The following is a 23,784-nucleotide window of genomic DNA, read 5'->3' as shown; positions in this document are numbered from 1 at the left end:
CGCCGAAGCTGCGCTACTTGCCGGTCTGGCTGGTGATGTGCCTGCGCACGCTCGACACCTGGTAATCGGCCCACTCCGGACCGGCCACCACGGTGAAGTACTTGAACGTCCCGGCCACCACATAGGCCTCGTCGCGCACCAGAATCGCCTGCGCCCGCTCGAGCAGCGCGTCACGGCGCGCGGTGTCGAACTCGCCGCGCAGCTCCTCGCCGATCGCATCGATCTCCGGATTCGCCACACCCTGCGCGTTCGCCGAACCACCGGTGGTCCAGCGCACCAGATACGGCTGGATCGGATCAGCGGTGCCCGACAGCGATCCACTCAGCGCCACCGACGACTCCCACGCGGCCGGGTCCTTCTTCACCGCGGCGGAATCCTCGGCATTGTCGATCCGCAGATCGAAACCGGCGCGCGCGACCTGGTCCTTCATCGCGATGGCGACATCGTTGGTCTCCGGGCCCTGCGCCTGGGTCACGAACCGCACCACCAGCTTCCGGCCGTCCTTGGCCCGGATCCCGTCACCACCGGGCACCCAGCCCGCGGCGTCGAGCAGGCGCTTGGCCTCGTCCAGATCGTGGACCTGGTTGTCCACCGCGAACGACAGCGAGTCCGGGTAGAGGCTCTTCGCGGCAGCGAACTGGCCGTTGCCGACATCGGCGGCGATGCCCTCGTAATCGATCGCCGCGGTGAATGCCTTGCGCACAGCGGTATCGGTGAAGATGCCCGCCTTCAGATTCATCTCCACCAGCAGCGACTGCAGCGCCAGCTCCGAGGACAGCACGTGGACGTCCTTGTCGCCCTGCAACTCCAGCTTGGCGGAGGTGGACGGGTAGAACGCCATGTCGGCTTCACCGCTGCGCACCCCGGCCAGGCGCGCCTGCTCGTCGGGCACCACGCGCACCGTGACCCCCTTCAGCGGCGGCGTGCCCTCCCAGTGGTTCGCGTACGGGGCGAGGACCAGGTTGTCCGGGGTCCACGCGGTGATCGCGTACGGGCCCGAATAGGCACCGGCGCCGACGATCTTCGCCGAGTCGCCGCCGGCCGCTTCCATCGCGGCGACGTCGTAGATCTGCAGCGAATTGTCGCGCGCGGCCAGCGCGGCGGGCACCATCGCGTTCGGCTTCGGCGTCGTGAGGACCACCTTGTCGCCGTCGACGGTCGCCGTGGTCGCGGGATCCAGATACACCTGGGCCGCCGTGGACTTGGCGATCTGCCTGGTCAACGCCGCCGCGACCGCCGCCGCGTCGACGGGCTTGCCGTTCTGGAAGGTGACGCCGTCGCGCAGCGTCACGATCCAGCGGGTGTCACCGTCGCGGGTCACCGATTCGGCGAGCCACGGTTCGACCTCGCCCTCGTCGGTGATCTGCAGCAGGTTCTCCGCGATACCCCAGTCGAACAGCCAGTTCGTGCCGGTGCCGATCGGGTCGAGGCCGGCGATCTTGTAGGAGTTGTAGATCGTCAGCTCGCCGTCACCGGACTCGCGCAGCGACTTGGCCGAGGCCGCCGCGCCACCCTCGGTCTCGCTCGACGCGCAACCGGTGAAGACCATCGCCACCGCGAGCAGCCCGGCCATGGTGACCGCTGCCTTCGACCGGCGACGTCGCGTCGTACCGGGAGCATGGTCGGGTAGCCGCGCGGCAGTGTGCCCGCGGCGAGTGAACACTCGCATCTTCATCCTCGTGAAACTCGGTCCTGAAAGGGCGCAGGTATCCTGGCTCCCGGATCAACGCTCGCCTTCGGCCTTCCAACCCAGGGAGGTCGTGGCCATCGGATGAAGGTCTGCTACTCGGTGACAGTTGCGGGACAGCCCCGGAATCGCACCGGTGTTCCCTGCGGAAGTGAACCTAGCATCACGAGGGTTGTGCGCGGTTCAGTCGGTGATCCGATCCAGCCGGAAGATCCGGAATTCGCGGCCACCCGAACGCTGGAACTCCATCTCGTAGCCGGGCCAGAACTCGACCACCTGGTCCCAGACGCGCTTGCGATCGACGCCGGCGATCTCGGTGACCGTCACCGGGAACGCGGAGCTGCCGTCGAAGCGCACCGACGCCGTACGGGCCGCGCGTAGATTCGCCGACCATGCCGGATGCTCGGGCTTGCCCCAGTTCGAACCGACGAGATAGAAGCCGTCCCCGTCGGGCACACACAGCAGCGAGGTCGTCCGCGGCTGCCCCGACTTCCGGCCCACCACCGTCACCTCGATCGACGGCAGGCCGGCCAGATCGAGCACACCCCATCGGCCACCGCTGAGCCTGCGCAACAGCCGCTCGGCCGGAAGTACGACAACGCCCCCACGCATCACCCAGGGTTGTTCCGCGAACACGCGCGCGACGCGCGGCAAGGGATTCCACACCATCCACGAATCCTGGCTCGAGCGAACTCGATCCACCCACTCACAACGGCCCGCTGAGAGACAACTCACTCGCACCGCCGGAGCGCCGCCGCGACATGCTGGACGACGCACCCTCGCGCGGCGCACCATGGACGTCATGGACGACGCAGCACGTCGCGCCGCCGCCGAAGCCGTCCTCGGTGAGCACGGACGACTGATCCGCAGCGCCCGCGACGGTAAGCGGCTCAGCGCCGCCATGCTGCCCTTCTTCCGGCTCCGCGCCCCACGCGGCTACGGCGTCCTCACCACCACCGGCCGCAAGACGGGTCTGCCCCGGCCGAAGTGCGTGCGGGTCCTGCGCGAGGGCGATCGCGCGTATCTCGTGCAGCTGATGCCACCCAACATCACCATCGAACAGCCGGACGCGGTCAATGCCTGGCTGCTCAACGTCCGCGCCGATCCGCGCGTGACGCTGGAACTGCGCGGCGGTACCCATGGCGGGACGGCCAGGGAGATCACCGATCCGGCGGAACTCGACACCGCGCGCGACCTGCTGTGCGACACCGTCGTCCCGCTCGACTTCGGCGAATGCGCCATCCACCTGCGGGGTCTCCCGACCCGGTCGAAGATCCGCGAGCTGCACTCCTATTGGTTCCGCACCGGGCGAGCCGTCGCGATCGACCTCGACACCTGAGCCGGACCTACGTCCCCAATCCACCCCTCCCCTTCCTTGCGAATTGCGCCGGTTAGGTGTGGACATGTGTCGAAGTGTTGGCTGGTAGGTTCAGGAGGGCTATTCATTAGTAGATGCGCATATCTACGTAAGAACATGAGTATTTCTCTTTGTTGGGCCGGCGATATGGCACACCGGAAGATTTCCCCCGCTGACCGGGCCCGATGTCGCACACTGAGCGCACTCCCCTCTCCTCCCTAGCTCCAGGAGCGCCATGCACTCCCCCAGCGGACGCCGACTCCTCGCCACCCTCGCCCTCACCGTCGCGGCACTGCTCACGGCCAGCACCTCCCCCGCACTCGCCCGGCCACCCGCACCGGACCGGATAGCACCGGTCGGGCCCGAATTCCTCTGGGGCGTGGCGGCATCCGGATTCCAGGCCGAAGGCGATGCGCCCGACAGCAATTGGCGCCGCTACGCCGAATCCGGCGCCACCGACGACCCGTATCTCGACTCCGTCGACTTCCGGAACCGCTACCGCTCCGACATCGCGCTGGCCGCGGATCTCGGTGTGCGCGTGTACCGCATCGGCATCGAGTGGGCGCGGCTGCAACCGCAGCCGGGTGCCTGGGACGAGGCGGGTTTCGCCTTCTACGACGACGTGGTCGAGGCGATCGTCGAGGCGGGAATGCGGCCGATGCTCACCCTGGACCACTGGGTGTTCCCGGGCTGGGCCGTGGACCGCGGCGGTTGGCGCGATCCCGAGATCGTGGCGAACTGGCTGGCCAATGCCCGCCGGGTGGTCGATCGTTACGGCGCGGCGGATCCACTCTGGGTGACCTTCAACGAACCGACGATCTATCTGGTCAACGAACTGCGCCACGGCGGCATCGGCGCCGCCGATGTCCTGACCATGGGCGAGCGGATCACCCAGGCGCACAACAGCATCTACGACTACATCCATCAGGTGCGCCCGGGCGCGCAGGTCACCAGCAATGTCGCCTACATCCCCGCGGTCGACGACGCGGTGAGCGGTCCGATCCTCGACCGGATCGCGGATCGTCTCGACTACATCGGCATCGACTACTACTACGGCTACTCCCCCACCAACCTGCAGGTGCCCGACCTCGAACGGCTCTGGACGATGCCGCTACAGGCCGAGGGCATCTACTACGCGCTCGACCACTACGCGCGGCGCTTCCCCGGCCGCCCGCTCTACATCGTCGAGAACGGCATCCCCACCGAGAACGGCCTGCCGCGCCCGGACGGCTACACCCGCGCCGATTCGCTGCGCGACACCGTCTACTGGGTGCAACGTGCGGTGGCCGACGGCATCCCGGTGCTGGGCTACAACTACTGGAGTCTCACCGACAACTACGAATGGGGTTCCTACACACCACGTTTCGGCCTCTACACGGTCGACGTGCTGACCGACCCGACCCTCACCCGCCGACCGACCGACGCGGTGGCCGCCTACCGCGAGATCGCCACGACGGGCGGTGTCGCCGCCGACTATCGGCCGACGCGGCCGCCCGCCGCGTGTTCGCTGGTCGACCTGCCCGCGAGCTGCACCGACCCGGTGTCGGTCCCTCGGTAGCGGATTCGGACAAGCCCGGGTGCTCTACACTCGGGCGGGTGTCGAGCGCAACGTCACGCCCCTCCAGCGCCGTGAGCGGCAGACAAGCCCGATGGCAACCGCACAACGACAGCCGCCGGGAGCGGATCGTGCTGTCGGCGATCGAGTTGCTCGAGCAGTCGGAGACCGGTGTCGAGGTGCCGATCGTGCAGATCGCCGAGCACGCCGGGCTCGCGAAATCGGTGGTGTATCGCCAGTTCGCAGGGCGCGACGAGCTGGATCGCCGGATCAGGAGCGAGATCGCCGACCGGTTCGTCGCCGACATCGAGGACTCACTCGACATCGGCGAGGGCTCCATCCACGAGATCCTCGTGCGCACCGTGGGCGGTGTGGTGACGTGGATCCAGGAGCACCCCCGATTACACGATTTCCTGCGTACCGGGCCCTCCGAGGCCGATTCCGACGTCGACGCGATGAGCGCGCTCATCGCCACGATCGCGGCCTCGACCAGGGCGCTGGTCACCGGCCTCGCGGGCGTGGTCGGTGTCGCCGACGACGGCTCGGCCGACGCGATGACCTTCGCCATCGTCTCGATGACCGAGGCCACCGTCACCCGCTGGGCCAATGATCCGAATCCGGTGCTGACCAGGGATCAGCTGATCGAAGAGGTCGCCTCCTACGCCTGGCACGTGGTCGACGGCGTCGCCCGCCGCCACGGCCTCACCCTCGATCCCGAGCAGCAACTCACGGCGGTCATCACCCAGCTGGCCGCCGGTGGCGGCTGAACCACCGCCACCGGGGCACCCTCAGGCGCTGTGGCGCGCGCTGCGTTCGGGCTCGCTGCGATAGCGCGACTTGGGCCCGTCGACGCCGAGCCGCTTCCACAGCTGCTTGGCGGCCGGGTTCATCAGGCCGAGGTCGTCGGCCAGGCGGCGCATGTCGCCGAAGTAGCCCGACAGAATCTTCTTGGAGTGCTCGGACTTCCAGAACGCCTGCTCGATCACTTCCGGCGGAATACCGAACTCGGGACCGAACGAGCGCGGCGGCGCCATGATCTCGTTCGCGAGCCAGCGCATGGCGATCGGGAAGGCCACCGAACACACGCCACGGTTGAACTTGCCCATCCGGCCGACGTGCGCGGTGAGGAAATCACCGGCGAAGGAGATGTGGCGCGCCTCCTCGGCGATGTGGATCTCCATGGTGCGCAACACCATCGGCGGCATGCTCTCGCCCTCGCGGATCACGGCCTTCTGGTAGTGATCGATCGGCTCCTCGCCGCCGAGGATGCCGATGAACAGGATCGCGTAGGCGTACCCGCCCGCGACGCCGATCAGCGGCGAGAGCGCCCGGAACATCGGGCGCATGCCGGGCACGTCGACGCCGATGCGGTTCACCAGCTCCTGGAACATCTGGATGTGGTTGCACTCTTCGGTCATCTCGTGCAAGCAGTACCGGAACTCGGGCGAGCCGTTGGGCAGCTTCATGATGTACTGCATCATTCCGCGGATCAGGATGCTCTCGAAGGCAGCGCCGACCTTGATCACATTGGCGGTGCGCCACTTGCCGATCGCGATCTGCTTGTCGAGCGGCTGGTCGCGATACCACTGGGTCGCGCCGAGCGGATCGACGTTCGGTGAGAGCACCCACCGCACATCGTTCGGGTCAAGGGCGAGCTCGGGCGAATCCCAGTCGATGTCGAGGTAGGGATCGAAATGCCGGTCGACAGAACCCTGCGACAGGGTTGCCAACGCATCTCGGTACTCCTCGCTGATGAGTCCGCCACGGCTCGATTCGGTCAGCGTCATCGGTGCCTCCTCGGTTCGCATCCGGCCGCCCAGCGCTGTAAGCGCCGTCACACCGGTTGATCCGAGAATAACTGAGACTCACGGTCCCAGACAACCCCCGCGGCCCCGCGAGTCCGAAATCGAGACCTTGCCCGATTCAGTCCTTTCGGCCGGTGAACGCGAGGGAGGCACCGAGACCGATCATGGCCAGGCCACCGGTCCCACCGAGTGCGGCCAGGCGGCGTGGAGTTCGCGCGAACCAGGTGCGGGTGGTGTCGGCGGCGAACGCCCAGATCGAGTCACAGATCAGGCCGAAGGCGGGAATGCACAGACCGAGCAGCAACATCTGCTGCGGAACGGCACCCCGGGCGGTGTCGACGAACTGCGGAAGCAGCGCGGCGAGGAACACGATCGTCTTCGGGTTGGCGAAACCGACGACGAATCCGTCGCGCAGGGCGGCCGCGGTGGAGAAGGTCCGCGTCACCGCGCCCGGCTCGATCGCCCTGGCCAAGTCCGCGCGATGTCGGATCGCCTGCACACCCAGATAGACCAGATAGATCGCCCCGGCGAGTTTCACCGCGGTGAAGACCGTCGCCGAGGTGGCGACCAGCGCGCCGAGACCGAACGCGACCGCCACGACCTGCGCGTACACGCCCGCGGCATTGCCGACCACCGTCAACAGGGCCACGCGCCGTCCGACCGTGAGCGCTCGGCTGATGGTGAACAGCACGCTCGGACCGGGAATCAGCACCAACAGGAACGACAGCCCCGCGAAAGACAGCAGGTGAGCCCAGGAGACCATGCAGCCGGACGCTAGCGGCGAACGACTGCGCTCGCAACGGGTTTCCACCGCCGGGTGGCACCCCGCTATTCGACAAGCAGAACCACCAGTTGGCGGGACAGGCCGGTGTCGCCGGGGCCGCCGAGCCAGACGAGGGGACGGCGGGGGTCGAGGCGGTCGAGGGCGTCGGGGAGGGAACCGTAGACGCGGTCGGCGCGGACGACGCACACCTGCGGGACGGATTCGGAGACGCCGGGGGCGCCGTCGACGTCGAGGGCGAGCGAGCCGGTGGAGGCATCGCCGGCCACGGCGTCACGCACGACCGCGTCGCCCGCGTCCACCGAGGCGGTGCCGCCGTGCAGGACGCGGTGGCCGGGTGCGCTGGCCCAGTGGTCGAGCCAGGCGGGGCCGGGCTCGACCGCGGCCAGGACCGACTGCACGCTCATCCCGTAGAGGACGTCGGCGACCGCGGCGGGCAGGCCGGCCAGGTCGACATTGCGAACCAGCGAGCCGTGCTCGCGCAACCGCTCGGCGAATCGAGCGAGGACGGCGGCGTGCTCGGCCGGATCGGCGGTCTCGCCGGTGCCCGTGGAGCGGCGCATCGGCACCCGACGCTCGTCGTCGGGGAGGTCGAGCAGCCCGTCACGGACTCGGCGCAAGATTTCCTCGCGAGAATTCAATCGGGTACTCCCGTTCGTTGGCGAGGCCCTCGGGCATCGCCGTTCACACAGTTCTCACCCCACATACCGCGGGAACCACCTAGATCGCTACCGTACCGATCGGTCCGTGGAAACCGGACGCGGCACGGCGAAGCCGAGCGAGCCGAGTAGCTGCTCGATCTGGAGGTCGAAGATCTCGGCCCGGTCGGTGAAGGTGTCGCGGCCGTACATGTCGAACACGTCGAAGTTCACGGCGCCGAACAGGGTGGTCCAGGCGCCGAGCGCGGCGGCGAACAGCCAGTCCGGGGTGGCCAGGTCGAACTCCTCGCGAATCGCCGTGAAATCGGCGGCGGTGCGGGCGGAGATCGCGGGTTCGGCACCGGGCGGGGTGAGCAGTCCGGCACGGTACGCACCGTCGATGACGCGGAGCATGGTCGAGATCACACGCTCCCCCGGCGCGCTGGTGTCCTCGGCGGGGGCGTCGTAGCCGGGCACCGGGGTGCCGTACAGCAACCCGTACCAGGCCGGTTCGGCCAGTGCCCATTCCCGCACGGTCCGCGCGAGGATCCGGAACCGGGTCGCGGGGTCGTCGGGTGCGTCGGTCAGGGCCGTGTCGACCGCGTCGCCGAGTGCGTTGTAGCCGTCGACCACCAGCATGGTCAGCAATTCGTCGCGGCTGCTCACGTACCGGTACACCGCCGAGGACACCATGCCCAGGTCACGGGCCACGGCCCGCAGGGACAGCGCGGCGGCGCCCTGGGAGGTCAGGTGCTCGCGGCCGATGCGTTTGATCTCGGCGATCGTCTGCGCGCGGGCGCGGGCCCGCGGACCGAGCTGATCGGAACTCATCCTCCGATCATCGCCCACCGGCGGCGTCGTGCAGATCGGGGTGTCCGACCGTGTCCTCGACCGGGCGGTCCGCCGCGGCGGCGCGTTCGATCTCGGCGGCGAAGGTGGCGCCGCCGACCTCCCAGGCCACCGCCAGCATCCGGTCACGGAACCGGCTCAGGTCGACGGCGACGTCCTCCCCGCCATAGGCGGTGCCCGCCGCGTCGCGCACGGTGCGGACCACCTCGTCGGCCAACTCGGCGAGGCGCGAGCTGATCAGGGTGCGCAGCACACCGCTCAGCGTCACGTCGAAGCCGACGTCGTAGAGCACCAGCGCGGCCTTGAACATGGCCCGGTCCGGAACCGCCCACCGGTCGCCGTCGCGTTCGAGATAGCCCGCGGCGATCAGCTCGGCGAGCACATCGGCGTCGCGCTCGCCGAGCAGCTCGGCGAGTTCGGCGTCGTCGACGGCGTCGGCGCGCTCCCCCGCCCTCGGGTCGAACAGCGTGCGCCAGTCACCGGCCTGCGGTTCGGCGTCGAACACCTCGCGGATGGCCTCGAGGCGCAGCCCGCGCGCCTGCATGGCGACGATGTCGCGTAGCCGGTCCAGATGCTGGTCGGAGTACACCACCTCCTTGCCGGCGCGGCCGGGTTTCGGCAGGACGCCGAGGGAGTGGTAGTAGCGGATGGTGCGCGCCGCGACACCACTGACGTCGGCGAGTTCGGCGCGGGTGTATCGGGGCACGCGACCAGCATAGGGCCAGCCATGCCTAACTTTGACAGCTCTGGCTGTCGACGTTAGCGTTACCCACGTCACTGTTGACACCGATCGAGGAGCTCCCGCATGCCCGAGCGCACCACCGACTTCGACGTCCTGATCGTCGGTTCCGGCTTCGGCGGCAGCGTCACCGCCCTGCGCCTGGTCGAGAAGGGCTACACGGTCGGTGTCATCGAGGCCGGTCGCCGTTTCGCCGACGACGAGTTGCCCAGGACCAGCTGGGACCTGCGCAAGTTCATCTGGGCGCCCAAGCTCGGCTGCTTCGGCATCCAGCGCATCCACCCGCTGCGCGACGTCCTGATCCTGGGCGGCGCCGGCGTCGGCGGTGGCTCGCTGAACTACGCCAACACCCTCTACGTGCCGCCGGAGCCGTTCTTCCAGGACCCGCAGTGGCGCGAGATCACCGACTGGCGCTCCGAGCTGACCCCGTACTACGAGCGGGCCAAGAAGATGCTCGGCGTGGTGCAGAACCCGCACATGACGCCCGCCGACGAGATCTTCAAGGCCGTCGCCGAGGACATGGGCGTCGGTGACACCTTCGTGCAGACCCCCGTCGGTGTGTTCTTCGGCGAGCCGGGCGAGACCGTGGCCGACCCCTACTTCGGTGGTGTCGGTCCGCAGCGCACCGGCTGTGTCGAGTGCGGTGACTGCATGGTCGGCTGCAAGTTCGGTGCCAAGAACACCCTCGTCAAGAACTACCTGTACCTCGCGGAACAGGCTGGCGCGCAGGTCATTCCGATGACGACGGTGTCGGCGCTGCGGCCGCTGCCCGACGGCAGCTGGGATGTCGCCACCGAGCGCACCGGCGCCTGGGTGCGCAAGGCCCCCAAGACCTACACCGCCAAGCACGTGGTGCTGGCCGCGGGCACGCTCGGCACGCAGAAGCTGCTGCACGCCATGCGCGATCAGGGTGCGCTGCCGAAACTCTCGGACAAGCTGGGCCTGCTGACCCGCACCAATTCCGAGTCGATCGTCGGCGCGGCGACCAAGACGCTGGCGCCGGGCCAGGACTTCACCAAGGGTGTCGCGATCACGTCCTCGATCCACCCCACCCCCGACACCCACGTCGAGCCGGTGCGTTACGGCAAGGGTTCCAACTCGATGGGCTTGATGCAGACGCTGATGGTCGACGGTGGCGGCAAGATCCCGCGCTGGCTGCGGTTCCTCGGGGTCGTGATCCTGCATCCGCTGCTGATGCTGCGCTTCCTCAGCGTGAAGAACTGGAGCGAGCGCACCATCATCTCGCTGGTCATGCAGCACCTGGACAATTCGATCACCACCTACACCAAGCGCGGCCTGTTCGGTCGTCGCAAGCTGACCTCCAAACAGGGCCACGGCCAACCGAATCCGACGTGGATCCCGGCGGGCAACGATGTCACCCGGCGGGTGGCGGAGAAGATCGGCGGTGTCGCGGGCGGCACCTGGGGCGAGGTGTTCAACGTTCCGCTGACCGCGCACTTCCTCGGCGGGGCGGCCATCGGCGCCGATCCCGAGCACGGCGTGATCGACGCCTATCACCGGGTTTTCGGTTACCCGACGCTCAGTGTGGTCGACGGTGCGGCGGTCTCGGCGAATCTCGGTGTGAACCCCTCGCTCACCATCACCGCCCAGGCCGAGCGCGCGGCCGCCTACTGGCCGAACAAGGGTGAGGTGGACACCCGGCCCGAGCAGAGTGCCGGGTACTCGCGGATCGCGCCGGTCGCGCCCGTCCAGCCGGTGGTGCCCGAGGGCGCGCCCGCCGCGCTGGTGCTGCCGATCGTGGAGATCCGCGGCAAGGAGAAGACCGCGGGCTGAGTCTCGAAAGACGGCCCCGGACTTGTGGTTTCGCCGCGAGTCCGGGGCCGTTCTCGCGTCAGAGTGCGTTGACGCGAGCCAGCGCTTCGAAGGCCAGGTCGGCCGCCTGCCACAGTGCCGTCACCTCGGCGCGAACCGCAGGTGCGAGCGCGGGGTCCTGGAGGGCGAGACCGTTGGCGAAGATGACCGTGTTCGCACCGAGGTCGGCGGCGATGAGCAGTTGCTCGGTGGCGACACCTTCGCCGAAGAGCTGATCCAAACCCTCGCCCACGAAGTAGAACCGCCACAGCGGCCCGAGGTCGGCGTCGTAGACGGCCTTGGTGCGCTCGATGATGACGTCACCCGCCGCGGCGATCGCGGCGACGATCTTGAAGTAGTCCGGCGCGTTCTCCGGTCTGGTGCCGATCGCGGCCACCGAATAGGTCAGGTCCACGGTCAGGTGCGCGTTGTATCCGGCCATGGCCGTTCTGGCGCGGGACACCTCACAGTCCTTGGTCAGCGCGAAGTAGTGCGCCCACTGCGGTTCGGCGATGCCGCCGGTGAATTCGGCGTGCAGGTTGTCGAGGAACCGGCTCAGCAGCTCGAGGCTGATCGCGTGCGCGTAGGCGCGGTTCTGGAAGGCGCCTGGGTCACGCTGTAGCGGCATGACGGCGGCGTATTCGACGCCGTCGAGCCCGATCGCGAACAGCCCGCGCAGGTCTCGGTGCTCGACGAGGATCGCGGTGATGCGGTGGTGCCGCGCGACCGCGTCCTCGAGCCGGGCCAGATCGTCGGTGCCGCTGAGGGCCGAGGTGTCGGACAGGCGTGCGACCTCGGCGATGTCGGTCGCCGACAGGGTCGAGCCGCAGGCCGTGTCGGAGACCGCGCCGGTCGCCGGTCCGGCGCCGACCAGTGGCAGGGACATGATCAGTGTCGCGGCGACGGCAGCCGCCCCGCTCGAAACCCGCATCCGCAGATCTCACCATGTTCGTGCCGATCCGGCTCATCGACGCGCCAGCGCGGTGGTACCTCAGGTGGCGTGGACCGGCTCGGCCTGTGCGGCTTCGGTTCTCGCGGGCACGGTCGGCCACCAGACCCGGTCGCCGAGCAGGGCGAACAGCGCGGGAACGACCAGGGTCCGCACGACGAAGGTGTCGAGCAGGATGCCGATTCCGACGACGATGCCGAGCTGGGTGAGCGTGATCAGCGGCAGGACACCGAGCACACAGAACACCGCGGCGAGAACCACACCGGCGCTGGTGATGACCGCTCCGGTCGAGGCGACGGCCCGCACCATTCCTCTGGTCGTGCCGTAGGTATCGGCCTCCTCGCGCGCCCTGGTCACCAGGAAGATCGTGTAGTCCACTCCCAGGGCGACCAGGAACAGGAAGCCGAACAGTGGCACGTTGGTGTCCAGTGCCGGGAACCCGAACACCGTGCCGCTGATCCAGCTGCCCGCGCCGAGCGCGGCGAGCGCGCTGAGCACCGTCACACTGACGAGCAGCACCGCGGCCGGAACCGCCCGCAACAGCGCAAGTAGGACCAGGAGTACGACCACCAGGATCAGCGGGATGACCAGGGCCTGGTCCCGGCGGGCGGCATCGCGGATGTCGAGCGCCTCGGCGTCGGATCCGCCGATGAGTGCCTCCGCGCCAGGCACCGCGCCGACCGCCGCTCGCATCGCTTCGATGGTGGTGAACGCCTCGGCCGAGCCCGGTTCCGCGTCCAGCACGACCGACCAGCGGGTGGCGCCGTCGAAGGCTCCGTTCACGGTCGCGCGCGAAACCCCCTGCACGCCATCCAGTTCCCGCTGCACGGCGGCCTCGGCGTCGGTTCGCGCGATTACCACGGCCGGGTCGGAGGAGCCGGACGGGAAGTGCTTGGCCATGGTCGCGAGCCCGTCGACCGATTCGGCCTGGACCCGGAACTGCTCGGTGCGTGAGAGTCCGATATCGGTGGTCGCGAGCCCGGTTGCCAGCAGCACCAGGATCACCGACGCGATACCGGCGACCACTCCGGGGCGTCGGACCACGCGCGTGGCCACGGCGGACCAGACGCCGTGTTCGGCGGTGTCGCGGCCGTCGGCCTGCGGCACGAACGGCCAGAAGACCCGTCGTCCACACAGCGCCAGGGCGGGCGGCAGGGCCGCGAGCACGAAGATCAGCGCCACGACCAGTCCGGCCGCGGCGAAGGCGCCGAGACTGCGGGTGTTGGGGAGCAGGGCGAGCAGCAGGGTCAGCAGCGCGAGGACGACGGTGACATTGCTGGCGACGATCGCGGGCGCCGCGTGGCGCACCGCGGCGCGCAGGGCCACGCGATGGTCGGGGTGCCGGTGCAGTTCGTCGCGGTAGCGCGATACCAGCAGCAGGGCGTAGTTGGTGCCCGCGCCGAACACCAGGACGCTGGTGATGCCGGAGGTGGAACCGTCGAAGGTGAGGCCGGTGAGCTGGGCCAGCGCGGTGTCCACGCTGATCGCGACGCGGTCGGCCAGGCCGACGATCGTGAGCGGGACCAGCCACAGGATCGGTGATCGGTAGGTGACGATCAGCAGCAGCATCACCACGAGCGCGGTGACGATCAGCAGCAAGGCGTTCGCCCCGGAGAACGAGTCGGCGATGTCGGCGCCGAAGGCCGGGCCGCCGGTCACCTGCACCCGCAGCGGTTCGGGCAGGTCGGTGGCGAGGGCGCCGCGCAGCTCCGCGATCCGGTCGGTGAGCGCGAAGCCGTTCAGTTCCGCGGGCACCGGGATCTGGGCGATGACGGCGAGTCCGTCGGGCGCGGGCGCGAGGCGAGGTCCCTCGGGTGTGGGCACGCCTGCCCGGGTGAGCGCGGCATCGAGCGCGGTGAGGTCCGGCGGGGTCAATGCGGCGCCGTCGGTGCGGGTGGCCACCATGATCGCGGTGGCGGTCCCCGCATCCGGGAATCGCGCGGCAGCCTCGGCGGCCAGCGCGGATTCGGCCGACGAGGGCAGCGATACCGGGGCCTCCCCCGCGCTGTCGTTGCCGCCTGCCAACCCCATCACGGCCACCGCGGCCACGAGAACGGCCAGCAGCACCGCCCACGATCGCCGTCCGGTGACCAGCCCGGCGAACCGGTCCCATCCATTTCCGTCGCTCACTCGCACGCCGAAACTATTTCAGAAACTTAACTACTGAGCAACACCCACCCGGACCAGACGCTAAGCTCGCAGCCGAACAGCGAGAGGAGACAGCGCGTGGGCGAGGACACCGCGAACACCGATCCGGCCGTCGACCGGTCAGCGCTGCAAACCGAGATCGCTCGGGACCTGCGCGCACTGACCGCGATCTCCGAACAGATCGGCCATGTCTTCGCCAGGTCGAACAACTTGCGCCCGAACGACTTCCGCGCGCTGATGCACGTAGCGACCGCGGATGCCGAGGGCGCGCCGGTGACGGCCGGCCAGCTGAGCAAACTCATGGGTGTCTCCGCGCCCGCGGTGACCTACCTGGTCGAGCGGATGATCGAATCCGGCCATCTCGAGCGAGTACCCGACGCCACAGATCGGCGCCGCGTCCACCTCGGCTACACCGACCACGGCATGTCCGTGGCGGCAGGATTCTTCGGCCCACTCAGCGCCCGCACCAAGGCAGCACTGAGCGAGCTCCCCGACAGCGACCTGGCCGCCGCCCATCGCGTACTCGTCGGCGTCACAGCCGCGCTGCGGGAGTTCTACGCCGAACTGCCCGAGCCCGGACAGGTCGCCGACTAGGACTGGCCGGAGTTCGACTCGACCACGTCGAGGCTCGGCAGTGCCAGACCGAACCTCCTTGTGCACCGCCACACCTGCCGCCAGCACCTCGGCGGCCCGTCGGTCGTTTACACCAGGCGCAGGCTGGTGATCATCTTCTTGGCCTCGGCGGCGGTCAGTTCGCCGGTGGCGTTGCGGTCGGCCAGGATCGTCAGCGCCAGCACCTGGCCCGCGGCATTCTGGAAGGCGAAGGTGTAGACCGAGTACGCGTTGACGGTGCAGCCTGCGACCCTGGGCGTCCACGGGCCGGAGGTCTCGACGAACTGGCCGGTCAGGCCGCTCTGGGTGGTCAGGGAGGTGGGTGTGGTGAGCTTGCCGCCGGTGGAGTCGGAGTAGCCGGATTCCGCGGAGATCTTGGCCACGGCGGTCGCGGCGGCGGCCGGGTCGGATTCGGTGCTGGTGCCGACGCCCGCCAGCGCGCGGTAGGCGGAGCCGGGGCAGAAGCTGGCGCCCTCGAAGGTCTTGCCGCGTCCGGCGAAGGTTCCGGTGCGACCGGTCAGCGAGACGCTCGCGTACTCGGAGTCGATCGTCCACGCCGTCGGAACGTCATAGGCGACGCGATACTCGGGAATGAGCACACCCTGCGCACCCGGCGAGACCGGCGCCGTCGACGTGCCGGTCAGTGGGCCGGTCGGGGTCACCGAAGTGGTCGCGGACGCCGCGGTCGAACTGTCGTCGAACGCGCCTGCCGCGTAGGCGAGGGCCACCGCCCCGCCGATGACGACCACCGCGATCAGCGCCACCACCGCGACGATCGTCCCCGAACCACCGTTGCGGCGCGGTGGGCCCGGATACGCCTGGGGCGCATACCCATACGGTTGCTGGGCGTACCCGGGCTGCTGCTGGTACGGCTGCTGCCCGGCGTACTGCGGCGGGTACTGCTGTTGCGGATAGGCATACGGCTGCGAGATCGCGGGCTGCGAGTACTGGCCCGAACCAGGCGGCGGGGTGGTTCCCGGGGGCGCGGCGAACTGTCCCCCGGCGAGGATCGTCGGATCCGCGACAGGCTGCTGAGCTCCGCCATAGCCGCCCGCCAGGATCGTCGGGTCCGCCACGGGTGGTTGCGCCATGGTCGGCTGCGAGATCGCGGGCTGGGAGTAGGGCCCTGTGCCCGGTGGGGTCGCACCGGGATAGCCCGGCGGAGCGGCAGGCGGTGGAGTTCCCCCGGAGCCGCTGGCGAGGATCGTCGGATCCGCTACCGGCGCAGTGCCATACGGCTGGCCGACGGCGGGTTGGGAGTAGGGCCCCGTACCCGGTGGGGTCACACCAGGCTGTCCTGGAGCGGCAGGCTGCGGGCTTCCGCCCGAGCCGCCTGCCAGGAGTGTCGGGTCCGCTACGGGTGGTTGTTGGCCCGCGTTCGGATCCGACATTCCTGGCGCCTCCCACCACCGATCGCTGTCGTTCGCCACGTCCCCGTCCCTCCTCGCCACCTGTCACCGCGACCGTCCGTCGGGTCGTACCGCGTCAGGCTTCCCTGACAGGGTAATGGCGAACGGCACGCGGCGACACGCGAGTCCCGGCCGGGCCGACCCCGTTCCGGGAGCTCAACACGCGCGCGGCGCCGCACCACCGAACACCGCGGCGAAAGCGAGCTCATCGCTGCGGGCCTCGACGCCACCGATGTCGCCTACGCTCGCCGGTGCGCACCCGATCGCGCGCAGCAATACGGTGGCCTACAGCAGGTGCAGCAACGTGGCCATCTGCAGCGGATTGCGGCCAGCGGCACGTTCGACCGCGCTACCGGACTCGATGTCGTCCCGCACCCGTCACGATGGTCGGGTCGAGGCCGGGTTGCCCGGCGGCAGATCGCAGCGTCAGCCTTCGTCCGCACCGCCGTTCGTGATCCGGTCGGCGGCCGCCACGGTGGCCGCGCCGAGGTCGTTCAGCTCCTGAGCCGACAAACGCGTGTCCGGGCAGCTGACGACCGCGGCCACCACCGCGCCGCCGCGATCCCGGATGGGGGCTGCGAGGGTGACCACCGCGTTCTCGGCACCCAGTTCGTCGGGCAGGTAGTCGATGGTGATCAGTTCGGTGATGACGGACCCGAGTTGGGCGCGCAAGGCGGCGGTGATCGGCGAATCACGCAAGCCCGCAAGGGCTTCCAGCATCGGGGTCGAGTCGTCGACGAGGCGTTCCACGGAGTAGCCGCGGGTGCGGATCTCGGCGAGGACGCGGGTGAGCCGGTCGCGATGGGCGGGATCGGCGGTGGCGAGCCAGGCGGTGCGCGCGGATTCCGGGGCCCAGGCGATGAATTCGCGGCAGACCGGCGGCGCGAGCGGCAGCCGACGTCCCGGCCGGATCCAGCTGGCCGACGGGTTCCCGACGACCTCGGTGACCACGATGTTCTCGCCGTCACGCTCGGCGAGGAACACCGGCACACCGGCCTGCTCGGACAGCGCGCGCAGGTGCGGTATCGCGGTGCGACGCAAGGGGAAAGCCGCCTCGGCGCGGCGCGCGACCGTCAGCAGGCGCAGGCCGATGCCGTAGCAGCCGTCGTCGTCGCGCACGGTCCAGCCGTCGGCGGTGAGCTGGGCGAGCACGGCGTGCGCGGTGGCACGCGAGAGGCCCGCTTCGCGGACGATACGGGCCAGGGAGAGGCGTTCGGTCGCGTGCCGGGACAGCAGTTCGAGCACCCGCACCACCCGGTGCGTCGGCGGCGAGGGGGCACCGGAAACTTCGGCATCGCGGGCCGGATCCGGAATCGCCTCTTGACCGGCGTCCACGGCCCGGCTTATCGTCGGTGTCACAATATCGAACAATAGCGTCGAATATTCGACACCGCAACTCGTCGGCGGATTTCCGCCCGACGACAGCGCAGGAACGAAGTGGGTGAACAGTGCAGGCGGGGTACGAATTGACGCACCTGGCGGCTCTCGAGGCCGAGTCGGTGCACATCTTCCGGGAGGTGGCCGCCACCTTCGAACGGCCGGTGCTGCTGTTCTCCGGCGGCAAGGATTCGGCGGTGCTGCTGCACCTGGCTCGACGGGCCTTCTGGCCCGCGCCCCTGCCGTTTCCGCTGCTGCACGTGGACACCGGCCACAATTTCGACGAGGTGATCGAGTTCCGCGATCGCACCGCCGATCGCACCGGGGCCAGGCTGCTCGTCGCGCGGGTGCAGGACGACATCGACGCCGGTCGCGCGGTCGAACGCGCCGGTGGCACACGCAATCCGCTGCAGACCACCACATTGCTACGCGCGATCGGTGAGCACCGCTTCGACGCGGTGTTCGGCGGCGCGCGCCGCGACGAGGAGAAGGCGCGGGCCAAGGAGCGGGTGTTCAGCTTCCGCAACCGATTCGGTGAGTGGGATCCGCGGGCGCAGCGGCCCGAGGTGTGGAACCTCTACAACGGACGGCATCAGGCGGGTGAGCACATCCGGGTGTTCCCGCTGTCGAACTGGACCGAACTCGACATCTGGGAGTACATCGACCGGGAGGCCGTCGAACTGCCGACGCTGTACTACGCGCATCGGCGCACCGTCGTCGAACGCGATGGCATGCTGCTGTCCGCGACCCGGTTCATCACCCCCTCCGCCGAGGAGCGGACCTTCGAGGCGACCGTGCGGTTCCGCACGGTCGGCGACGCGACCTGCACCGGGTGCGTGGAAAGCGCCGCCGACACCCCGGCGAAGGTGATCGCCGAGACCGCGGCCACCCGCCTCACCGAGCGCGGCGCCACCCGCGCCGACGACCGGATCTCCGAGACCGGGATGGAAGATCGCAAGCGAGAGGGCTACTTCTGATGCGCCGCAATCTGTTGCGCCTGGCGACCGCGGGCAGCGTCGACGACGGCAAGTCGACGCTCATCGGCCGGCTGCTCTACGACTCCAAGTCGCTGTTCGACGATCAGCTGGCCGCCATCGAACGGCTGAGCACCGAACGCGGCGGTGCCGGTGCGGATCTCGCGCTGGTGACCGACGGGCTGCGCGCCGAACGCGAGCAGGGCATCACCATCGATGTCGCCTACCGCTACGTGACGACCCCGCGCCGCAAGTTCGTCATCGCCGATACGCCAGGGCATGTGCAGTACACCCGCAACATGGTCACCGGGGCGTCCACCGCCGATCTGGCGCTGATCCTGGTCGACGCCCGCACCGGCGTCTCCGAGCAGACCCGCCGCCACGCCTTCCTGGCGACGCTGCTGGGTGTGCCGCACCTGGTGGTGTGTGTGAACAAGATGGACCTGGTGGACTGGTCGCAGGAGCGGTTCGAGGAGATCCGCACCGAATTCGCCACGTTCGCCGCCAAATTGACGGTCGGTGACCTGAGTTTCGTGCCGGTCTCGGCGCTGCTCGGCGACAATGTGGTCGACGGGTCCGAGCACATGGACTGGTATCCGGGGCCGCCGCTGCTGCGCCAGCTCGAGGACGTCCACATCGCCTCGGACCGCAATCTCATCGACGCCCGGCTGCCCGTCCAGTACGTCATCCGGGCGCAGGAGGGGCTCGATCATCGCAGCTACGCGGGCACCGTCGCGGGTGGCATCTTCAAACCCGGTGACGAAGTGGTCGTCCTGCCCGCCGGGCGCACCTCGCACGTGCGTGAGATCTGGGGGCCGGGCGGCAGCAAGGTCGACGAGGCGTTCACCGGGATGGCGATCTCGCTGACGCTCGACGACGACATCGATGTCGGCCGCGGTGACCTGCTGGCCCGGCCGGGCAATCGTCCCCAGCTCGGGACCGATCTGGACGCGATGGTGTGCTGGTTCGCCGAGGACGCGCAGTTGCGCGAGGGCGCCCAGTATCTGGTGCGCACCGCCGCGCAGACCGCGCCCGCGGAGGTCACCGCCATCGACTACCGGCTCGATGTGAACACCCTGCACCGCGTCGAGGACGTGGAGACGTTGGCGCTCAACGACATCGCCCGCATCCATCTGCGCAGCCGACGACCGCTGCTCTCGGATCCGTACCGGGAGAATCGGCGCACGGGCAGCTTCATCCTCATCGATCCGGTGACCGATCAGACGGTCGCCGCGGGAATGATCACCGGCCGTGACACCGGCGCCGGGCACATCGAGCATGCCGAGGAATCACTCTCGCCACGGCCCGTTGTCTGGCACCGTTCGGCGGTGGAACGCACCGACCGCACCCACCAGGGCACCACGCTCTGGCTGACCGGCCTGTCCGGGTCGGGCAAGTCCACGATCGCGGTCGAGCTGGAACGTCGACTCGTCGCCGCGGGCCGTCCCGCCTACCTGCTCGACGGTGACAATCTGCGTCACGGCCTCAACGCGGGCCTGGGCTTCTCCGCCGCCGACCGCGACGAGAACGTGCGCCGCGTCGCCGAGGTCGCCGCCCTGTTCGCCGATTCCGGTGCGATCGCGATCGTCTCGGTGATCAGCCCGTACGCCGCTCAGCGCACGCGCGCCCGCACCACGCACGCCGATCGGGAGCTGCCGTTCCACGAGATCTTCGTCGACACCCCGCTGGCCGAATGCGAGCGCCGCGATTCCAAGGGCCTCTACGCCAAGGCCCGTGCGGGTGAGCTGCCCGGTTTCACCGGCATCGGATCGCCCTACGAGCGCCCCGAGCACGCCGACCTCGTCATCACCCCTGACCTCGGCTCCCCCGCCGAGATCGCCGCCCATATCCTCCGAGAGCTAGGGATCGCAGACCGTTGACCCACTCCAGTACCGCCACCGAAGCCGGTAGCACCGCCCCACCGGGACCGCTCACCGCGCCGTTCCTCGCCGCCGTCGCCGAAGCCGAGAAGCTCATCGCCGGTGCGGAATTCGTCCGCGACGAGCAGGATCTCGCCGAGGGCTACGACTATCTCGCCGCGAGTGCCGCCGCCTGCCTGCGGCTCTCGGGCGCTCACGGCACCAGTCACCCGTATTTCGTGTCCTCGACCGGGCCCTACGCCAAGATGGGCCTGGACAATCCGGACACGCTCTACTACCACGCGAACATCGAGCCCGGGGCCGAGTACGTGGTCAGCGGGGTGCGTGGCAGCACCGTCGACCTGAGTTTCCAGGTGCTCAAAGGCGATTACACCGCCACCGACGTGCCCGGTGGTGAAGACGCCTTCGACGACCGCCGGATTCCGATCGCGCCCGACGGCAGCTTCTCGATCCGGTTCGGACCGGCGAAACCCGATGCCGGGCCCGGCTACTTCGCACTCGGCGAGGGGGCGTCGATGCTGGCGGTGCGCGAGGTCTACAGCGACTGGACCGAGCGCAAGGGCTCGATCCGGATCGAACGAGTCGACACCATCGGCACCGCGCCCGTGGAACCCGATCTGGCGCGGCTGCGCAAGCGGTACGGTGCCGCCGCGAAGATGCTGCTCACGCGAGTGCACACCTGGTTCAACTTCCCGAAGTGGTTCTATCTGGATCTGCCGGTGAACACCCTCACCGCGCCCCGGCTGACCCCGGGCGGGTTGAGCACCCAGTACTCCTCGGTCGGGCATTTCGATCTCGCCGACGATCAGGCGCTGGTGATCACCGTGCCGAAATCGGATGCGCCGTATCAGGGGTTCCAGCTGGGCAGTCTCTGGTACATCTCGCTGGACTACGTCAACCATCAGACCAGCCTCAATCACGCGCAGGCGCAGGTGGATCCGGACGGGTTGATCCGGCTGGTGGTGAGCGAGCGCGATCCGGGGATCACGAACTGGATCGAGACCACCGGCCGCACCCGCGGCATTCTGCAATTCCGGTGGCAGCGCACCGATCGGCCGATGACCGAGGCCGACGGGCCCACCGCCGCGGTGGTGGCGATCGACGAAGTCGCGCAACACCTTCCGTACTTCGAGGACAACCGGATCGACGCCGCGGGCTGGCGTGATCGGATCGCGGCCCGGCAGCGGGCCTTCGCAGAGAGGATGCTCGGATGAGCGGGGCACTGTTGGACGGGAAGGTCGTCGTCGTATCCGGGGTCGGGCCCGGGCTCGGCCGGTCGATCTGTCTGGAGGCCGCCGCGGCGGGCGCGACGGTCGTGCTGGCGGCGCGGACCGAATCGCGGCTGCTGGAGGTGGCCGCCGAGATCGAGGCCGCCGGTGGCGCGACGCTGAGCGTGCCGACCGACATCACCGACGACGCGGCGGTGGCGAATCTGGTCACGCGGACCGTCGACACGTTCGGGCGGGTCGACGCGCTGGTCAACAACGCGTTCTCGACACCATCGATGAAGCCGCTCGAGCGCACCGATTTCGACCACATCCGGTCGAGCCTTGACATGACGGTGCTGGGCGGGCTGCGGATGACGCAGGCGTTCACCCCCGCGCTCGCCGAGGCCAAGGGTGCGGTGGTGATGATCAATTCGATGGTCGTGCGGCATTCCGAACCGCGCTACGGCAGTTACAAACTCACCAAGGCGGCCCTGCTGGCCATGTCGCAGACCCTGGCCACCGAGCTGGGCGGCAAGGGCGTGCGGGTCAACAGTGTGCTGCCCGGCTACATCTGGACCGACCAGCTGAAGTGGTATTTCGGCGAGATCGCCGGCAAGTACGGCATCACCGCCGAACAGGTCTACGACCAGACCGCCGCGAAGTCCGATCTCGCGCGCCTGCCCGAACCCGCCGAAGTGGCCCGCGCCGTGGTGTTCCTGGCCTCGGACTGGGCCAGCGCGATCACCGGTCAGACCCTCGACGTCAACTGCGGCGAATACCACAACTGAGCTAGGAGATCCCCCGCATGACCGTGCGCACCGATGTCGGCACCGTCGCCGACCTGCACGCCTCGGCCACCAAACTCACCGGCCTCACCGATTTCGGCACCGACGACTACACCGAGGCGCTGCAGGTGCTGCTCGACTCCTATCGCGAGGAGGCCGGGCTCACCGAACTCGGCAGCAAGATGTCGCGATTCTTCCTGCGCGGCAGCCTGATCGCGCGCGCCTTGAGCGAAGCGGCGTGGAAGGCCAATCCCGGGTACGCCGACACACCGGTCACCCGACCGATTTTCGTCACCGGACTCCCCCGCACCGGCACCACCGCCCTGCACCGGCTGCTGGCCGCTGATCCCGCCAACCAGGGGCTCGAGATGTGGTTGACGGATTTCCCGCAGCCACGTCCACCGCGTGACACCTGGTCGGAGAATCCCGCCTATCAGCAGATCGACGCGGGACTGCGTCAGCACCAGGTACAGAATCCGGAATTCATGGGCCTGCACTACATGAGCGCCTCCGATGTCGAGGAGTGCTGGCAGCTGCTGCGTCAGTCGCTCACCTCGCACTCCTACGAGTGCCTGGCCTACGTGCCCAGTTACGCGCGGTGGCTCTCGACGCAGGACTGGACGCCCGCCTACGCGCGTCACCGCAGGAACCTGCAGCTCATCGGCATGAACGACACCCGCCGCTGGGTGTTGAAGAACCCCAGCCACCTGCTGTGCCTCGACGCGCTGCTCGCGGTGTACCCGGACGCGATCGTCATCCAGACCCACCGCGACCCCGCCACCATCATCCCGTCGGTCTGCAGCCTCAACGAACACGCCACCCGTGGCTGGTCGACGGTCTTCACCGGCGAGACCATCGGCCGCACCCAGCTCGAGCTGTGGTCCCGCGGCTTGCGCGAGTTCACCGCGGCCCGCGCCCGCCACCCCGAGGCCACCTTCCTCGACATCGACTTCGACGACCTGCGCACCGACCCGTTCGCCGTCGTCGAAGGCATCTACCGCACGATCGGCATCGACCTGAGTGAGGAAGCCCGCACCGCCATCACCGCTCTCGACAACGAAAGCCGCACCGGCGCACGCAAACCCACCCACCACTACTCCCTCGCCGACTACGGCCTCACCGAGGAGCTGGTCGCCGAACATTTCGCGCACTGACACAACACCGGCCACGGTGGGCGCCATCCGCGCTCGCCGTGGCCGTCTGCTCGCACCGATCGCTT

At 69.1% G+C, this 23,784-nt stretch carries 21 protein-coding genes and 1 riboswitch; of the genes, 10 read left to right on the top strand and 11 right to left on the bottom strand.

Features of this window, described 5'->3' with window-relative positions; all coding sequences use genetic code 11:
• Nucleotides 1–13: 13 nt before the first annotated feature.
• Together ACFVVM_RS06010 and ACFVVM_RS06005 are read right to left on the bottom strand one after the other, a co-directional pair.
• Nucleotides 14–1,669, bottom strand: coding sequence for an ABC transporter substrate-binding protein (locus tag ACFVVM_RS06010; protein WP_387613465.1), 1,656 nt, complete (start codon nucleotides 1,667–1,669; stop codon nucleotides 14–16).
• A 35-nt stretch (nucleotides 1,670–1,704) separates the two neighbouring features.
• A riboswitch (cobalamin riboswitch) is annotated at nucleotides 1,705–1,832 on the bottom strand.
• A 38-nt stretch (nucleotides 1,833–1,870) separates the two neighbouring features.
• On the bottom strand, nucleotides 1,871–2,356 hold the full coding sequence (locus ACFVVM_RS06005) for a nitroreductase family deazaflavin-dependent oxidoreductase (protein ID WP_387613462.1): 486 nt from the start codon (nucleotides 2,354–2,356) through the stop codon (nucleotides 1,871–1,873).
• A gap of 133 nt (nucleotides 2,357–2,489) precedes the next feature.
• Between ACFVVM_RS06005 and ACFVVM_RS06000 the strand changes: the two genes are divergently transcribed.
• The 3 genes from ACFVVM_RS06000 to ACFVVM_RS05990 all read left to right on the top strand — a co-directional run bounded on the left by ACFVVM_RS06000 (nucleotide 2,490) and on the right by ACFVVM_RS05990 (nucleotide 5,366).
• Nucleotides 2,490–3,026 carry a nitroreductase/quinone reductase family protein gene (locus ACFVVM_RS06000; protein ID WP_387613459.1) on the top strand — a complete coding sequence of 179 codons (537 nt, stop codon included), beginning with the start codon at nucleotides 2,490–2,492 and terminating at the stop codon, nucleotides 3,024–3,026.
• 253 nt (nucleotides 3,027–3,279) lie between these two features.
• Nucleotides 3,280–4,602 (top strand): family 1 glycosylhydrolase, encoded by a 1,323-nt coding sequence (locus tag ACFVVM_RS05995; RefSeq protein ID WP_387613457.1) that lies wholly within the window; start codon nucleotides 3,280–3,282, stop codon nucleotides 4,600–4,602.
• A gap of 38 nt (nucleotides 4,603–4,640) precedes the next feature.
• Nucleotides 4,641–5,366 carry a TetR/AcrR family transcriptional regulator gene (locus tag ACFVVM_RS05990; RefSeq protein WP_387613455.1) on the top strand — a complete coding sequence of 242 codons (726 nt, stop codon included), beginning with the start codon at nucleotides 4,641–4,643 and terminating at the stop codon, nucleotides 5,364–5,366.
• Nucleotides 5,367–5,387: 21 nt separating this feature from the next.
• Here the strand turns inward: ACFVVM_RS05990 and ACFVVM_RS05985 are convergent, their stop codons facing one another.
• From ACFVVM_RS05985 to ACFVVM_RS05965, 5 genes are all read right to left on the bottom strand, one after another.
• On the bottom strand, nucleotides 5,388–6,386 hold the full coding sequence (locus ACFVVM_RS05985; RefSeq protein ID WP_387613452.1) for a diiron oxygenase: 999 nt from the start codon (nucleotides 6,384–6,386) through the stop codon (nucleotides 5,388–5,390).
• Nucleotides 6,387–6,522: 136 nt separating this feature from the next.
• Nucleotides 6,523–7,167: a LysE family translocator gene (locus ACFVVM_RS05980; RefSeq protein ID WP_387613449.1), complete on the bottom strand. Its 645-nt coding sequence runs from the start codon at nucleotides 7,165–7,167 to the stop codon at nucleotides 6,523–6,525.
• A 65-nt stretch (nucleotides 7,168–7,232) separates the two neighbouring features.
• Complete coding sequence (locus ACFVVM_RS05975) at nucleotides 7,233–7,805, bottom strand: hypothetical protein (RefSeq protein WP_387613446.1); 573 nt, start codon at nucleotides 7,803–7,805, stop codon at nucleotides 7,233–7,235.
• 108 nt (nucleotides 7,806–7,913) lie between these two features.
• Nucleotides 7,914–8,654 (bottom strand): TetR/AcrR family transcriptional regulator, encoded by a 741-nt coding sequence (locus tag ACFVVM_RS05970; protein ID WP_387613444.1) that lies wholly within the window; start codon nucleotides 8,652–8,654, stop codon nucleotides 7,914–7,916.
• A 7-nt stretch (nucleotides 8,655–8,661) separates the two neighbouring features.
• On the bottom strand, nucleotides 8,662–9,378 hold the full coding sequence (locus tag ACFVVM_RS05965) for a MerR family transcriptional regulator (protein WP_387613441.1): 717 nt from the start codon (nucleotides 9,376–9,378) through the stop codon (nucleotides 8,662–8,664).
• A gap of 99 nt (nucleotides 9,379–9,477) precedes the next feature.
• On the opposite strand from ACFVVM_RS05965, the gene ACFVVM_RS05960 reads away from it, so the two are divergent.
• Nucleotides 9,478–11,205, top strand: a complete 1,728-nt coding sequence (locus ACFVVM_RS05960) for a GMC oxidoreductase (RefSeq protein ID WP_387613439.1) — start codon at nucleotides 9,478–9,480, stop codon at nucleotides 11,203–11,205.
• A 58-nt stretch (nucleotides 11,206–11,263) separates the two neighbouring features.
• Here the strand turns inward: ACFVVM_RS05960 and ACFVVM_RS05955 are convergent, their stop codons facing one another.
• On the bottom strand, nucleotides 11,264–12,109 hold the full coding sequence (locus ACFVVM_RS05955) for a DUF5995 family protein (RefSeq protein ID WP_387613436.1): 846 nt from the start codon (nucleotides 12,107–12,109) through the stop codon (nucleotides 11,264–11,266).
• A gap of 105 nt (nucleotides 12,110–12,214) precedes the next feature.
• Nucleotides 12,215–14,302, bottom strand: a complete 2,088-nt coding sequence (locus ACFVVM_RS05950) for an MMPL family transporter (protein WP_387616763.1) — start codon at nucleotides 14,300–14,302, stop codon at nucleotides 12,215–12,217.
• A gap of 96 nt (nucleotides 14,303–14,398) precedes the next feature.
• On the opposite strand from ACFVVM_RS05950, the gene ACFVVM_RS05945 reads away from it, so the two are divergent.
• The gene (locus ACFVVM_RS05945; protein ID WP_387613434.1) at nucleotides 14,399–14,914 is read left to right on the top strand and encodes a MarR family winged helix-turn-helix transcriptional regulator; all 516 of its coding nucleotides are present in this window, start codon (nucleotides 14,399–14,401) and stop codon (nucleotides 14,912–14,914) included.
• 107 nt (nucleotides 14,915–15,021) lie between these two features.
• Here the strand turns inward: ACFVVM_RS05945 and ACFVVM_RS05940 are convergent, their stop codons facing one another.
• Complete coding sequence (locus tag ACFVVM_RS05940) at nucleotides 15,022–16,023, bottom strand: hypothetical protein (RefSeq protein WP_387613431.1); 1,002 nt, start codon at nucleotides 16,021–16,023, stop codon at nucleotides 15,022–15,024.
• 744 nt (nucleotides 16,024–16,767) lie between these two features.
• Complete coding sequence (locus tag ACFVVM_RS05935) at nucleotides 16,768–17,700, bottom strand: IclR family transcriptional regulator (protein WP_387613428.1); 933 nt, start codon at nucleotides 17,698–17,700, stop codon at nucleotides 16,768–16,770.
• Nucleotides 17,701–17,789: 89 nt separating this feature from the next.
• On the opposite strand from ACFVVM_RS05935, the gene cysD reads away from it, so the two are divergent.
• Genes cysD through ACFVVM_RS05910 form a run of 5 tightly spaced genes read left to right on the top strand, consistent with a single transcriptional unit; the run spans nucleotide 17,790 to nucleotide 23,719 of the window.
• A complete protein-coding gene (gene cysD / locus ACFVVM_RS05930; RefSeq protein ID WP_387613425.1) occupies nucleotides 17,790–18,695 on the top strand; it encodes a sulfate adenylyltransferase subunit CysD in 906 nt (301 codons plus the stop codon).
• Nucleotides 18,695–20,572, top strand: coding sequence for an adenylyl-sulfate kinase (gene cysC / locus ACFVVM_RS05925; RefSeq protein ID WP_387613422.1), 1,878 nt, complete (start codon nucleotides 18,695–18,697; stop codon nucleotides 20,570–20,572). Before cysD ends, cysC begins: the two co-directional genes overlap by 1 nt.
• Entirely contained in the window at nucleotides 20,569–21,786 is a 1,218-nt protein-coding gene (locus ACFVVM_RS05920; protein ID WP_387613419.1) for a hypothetical protein, read from the top strand. Before cysC ends, ACFVVM_RS05920 begins: the two co-directional genes overlap by 4 nt.
• Nucleotides 21,783–22,568 (top strand): SDR family oxidoreductase, encoded by a 786-nt coding sequence (locus tag ACFVVM_RS05915; protein ID WP_387613416.1) that lies wholly within the window; start codon nucleotides 21,783–21,785, stop codon nucleotides 22,566–22,568. The genes ACFVVM_RS05920 and ACFVVM_RS05915 overlap by 4 nt, the downstream gene beginning before the upstream one ends.
• 17 nt (nucleotides 22,569–22,585) lie before the next feature.
• Nucleotides 22,586–23,719 carry a sulfotransferase family protein gene (locus tag ACFVVM_RS05910; RefSeq protein WP_387613414.1) on the top strand — a complete coding sequence of 378 codons (1,134 nt, stop codon included), beginning with the start codon at nucleotides 22,586–22,588 and terminating at the stop codon, nucleotides 23,717–23,719.
• Nucleotides 23,720–23,784: the final 65 nt, after the last annotated feature.

The organism is Nocardia sp. NPDC058176, from assembly GCF_042883805.1.
Classification (GTDB): Bacteria; Actinomycetota; Actinomycetes; order Mycobacteriales; family Mycobacteriaceae; genus Nocardia.
Note: the sequence above shows the minus strand (reverse complement) of the source record. Positions and strands in the feature narration are given on the sequence as shown.

Bases quoted from the DNA above. Each gene is read 5' to 3' on its own strand.
- ACFVVM_RS06010 (WP_387613465.1), bottom strand. From the start codon at position 1,669: ATGCGAGTGTTCACTCGCCGCGGGCACACTGCCGCGCGGCTACCCGAC.
- ACFVVM_RS06005 (WP_387613462.1), bottom strand. From the start codon at position 2,356: ATGGTGTGGAATCCCTTGCCGCGCGTCGCGCGCGTGTTCGCGGAACAA.
- ACFVVM_RS06000 (WP_387613459.1), top strand. From the start codon at position 2,490: ATGGACGACGCAGCACGTCGCGCCGCCGCCGAAGCCGTCCTCGGTGAG.
- ACFVVM_RS05995 (WP_387613457.1), top strand. From the start codon at position 3,280: ATGCACTCCCCCAGCGGACGCCGACTCCTCGCCACCCTCGCCCTCACC.
- ACFVVM_RS05985 (WP_387613452.1), bottom strand. From the start codon at position 6,386: ATGACGCTGACCGAATCGAGCCGTGGCGGACTCATCAGCGAGGAGTAC.
- ACFVVM_RS05980 (WP_387613449.1), bottom strand. From the start codon at position 7,167: ATGGTCTCCTGGGCTCACCTGCTGTCTTTCGCGGGGCTGTCGTTCCTG.
- ACFVVM_RS05970 (WP_387613444.1), bottom strand. From the start codon at position 8,654: ATGAGTTCCGATCAGCTCGGTCCGCGGGCCCGCGCCCGCGCGCAGACG.
- ACFVVM_RS05960 (WP_387613439.1), top strand. From the start codon at position 9,478: ATGCCCGAGCGCACCACCGACTTCGACGTCCTGATCGTCGGTTCCGGC.
- ACFVVM_RS05955 (WP_387613436.1), bottom strand. From the start codon at position 12,109: ATGTCCCTGCCACTGGTCGGCGCCGGACCGGCGACCGGCGCGGTCTCC.
- ACFVVM_RS05940 (WP_387613431.1), bottom strand. From the start codon at position 16,023: ATGGCGCAACCACCCGTGGCGGACCCGACGATCCTGGCGGGCGGCTAT.
- cysC (WP_387613422.1), top strand. From the start codon at position 18,695: ATGCGCCGCAATCTGTTGCGCCTGGCGACCGCGGGCAGCGTCGACGAC.
- ACFVVM_RS05915 (WP_387613416.1), top strand. From the start codon at position 21,783: ATGAGCGGGGCACTGTTGGACGGGAAGGTCGTCGTCGTATCCGGGGTC.
- ACFVVM_RS05910 (WP_387613414.1), top strand. From the start codon at position 22,586: ATGACCGTGCGCACCGATGTCGGCACCGTCGCCGACCTGCACGCCTCG.